Source organism: Arthrobacter sp. Hiyo1, assembly GCF_001263615.2.
Lineage (GTDB): Bacteria > Actinomycetota > Actinomycetes > Actinomycetales > Micrococcaceae > Arthrobacter.
This window is the reverse complement of sequence record NZ_DF952469.1, coordinates 77,487-79,083: the sequence shown is the minus strand read 5'-3', so window position 1 is coordinate 79,083 and position 1,597 is coordinate 77,487. Positions and strand designations below refer to the sequence as shown.

The window sequence follows — 1,597 nt, the reverse complement described above, 5'->3', positions numbered from 1 at the left end:
CTGAGCCCGTCCGTTTCACCGGTCACCGCGTTGGGCGGTGTGGTCATCGACGCCGTGCCGGGTTGGGCCAAGGAACTGGCCGTCAACCTTTTCGGCACCGCCGACAAACTTGCCCTGATTGTCAGCATCGCCCTGGTGACCTTGGTCCTTGCCGCGGTAGCAGGACTGCTGGAGTATCGGCGAAAAGGAGCGGGGCTGGCGCTCGCCTTGCTCGCTGGAGCTGCGGGGCTGGCTGCAGTGCTGACCCGTGCCCAAGCCGCGCCGACAGCCGCAATTGCCCCCGTCGTGGCCACGATCGTCACCATGCTTTTCCTCCGGCTCCTGATCCAGCGGCTGGAAACCTGGCGACCCGTGCCCGTTGCAAGCGACATGCCCTTGGCGCGCCGAAGCTTTATGCAATTGCTGGGTGGAACCGCGATAGCAGCGGCGGCGGCGGGGATCGTCACGACCCTCGTGCGGAGGGCGGGAACGGTGGCATCCGATTTCCGCCGCGGGGTGGCGCTTCCTGCCCCGGTGACGCCCCCGCAAAAGGTTCCCGACGGCGCCGCCCTCACCTTGGCGGGCCTGCAGCCGCTCGTCACGCCGAACCCCGACTTCTACCGGATCGACACCGCGCTGATCCCGCCTGCCGTGAATCCGCCGGACTGGACCCTCAAGGTGACTGGCCTGGTGGAACGCGAAGTCACCTTGGATTTCGCCACCCTGCTGACGAAGCCGATGATCGAGCGTCACGTGACCATCGCGTGCGTATCCAATGAAGTCGGCGGAGACCTGATCGGCAACGCCCTCTGGCTGGGCTGGCCGGTCCGCGAACTCCTCGCCATGGCCGGACCGAAGCCCGGTGCGGACATGGTGCTCTCCCGCAGCACTGACGGCTGGACCGCCGGAACCCCCCTCGAGGCGCTCACCGACAATCGGGACGCGATCCTCGCCGTCGGAATGAACGGCGAACCCCTGCCGCTGGAGCATGGCTTCCCCGTCCGGATGGTCGTCCCGGGCCTCTACGGCTATGTTTCGGCCACCAAATGGCTGACCGAACTGAAGGTGACGCGTTTCGCCGACGATCAGGGCTACTGGGTCCCTCGCGGTTGGAGCGACCACGGTCCCATCAAGACCCAGTCGCGCATCGACGTGCCCCGGGACGGCCGCTCAGTAAAGGCGGGAACGGTCCAGTTCGGCGGTGTCGCGTGGGCTCAACACCGCGGCGTTTCCCGGGTGGAGCTGCGCGTCGACCGCGGCAAGTGGCAGGAAGCCAAGCTCGCGCCCGGGATCTCGTCGGATACGTGGTACCAATGGCAGCTGGGCCTTGAGCTGGGCTCCGGGAACCATGAAGTCCAGGTCCGTGCCACCGATGCCACGGGTACGCCGCAGCCCGAAGCCCAAACTCCCGTCGCCCCGGACGGCGCCACGGGGTTCCACACCATCCATGTCACCGCCAACTGACATTAGGCTGTGAAAGTCTGAGCGAACCAATCCGGGAGGAACCCTCGTGGCACGATCCGTCGCAGCACACCGCCAAGCCGTCCAGGAGCTGCTGTCCGGCCTCGCGGACACGAAGGGCACCGAGGAGCTTCCGCTGATGGGGGCGCTCGGCCGG

At 67.3% G+C, this 1,597-nt stretch carries 1 protein-coding gene; it reads left to right on the top strand.

Annotated elements, in window-relative coordinates; translation table 11 throughout:
• A partial coding sequence (locus tag AHiyo1_RS04980; protein ID WP_059387813.1) for a molybdopterin-dependent oxidoreductase occupies nt 1–1,443 on the top strand: 1,443 nt, incomplete at its 5' end.
• Nucleotides 1,444–1,597 lie beyond the last annotated feature (154 nt).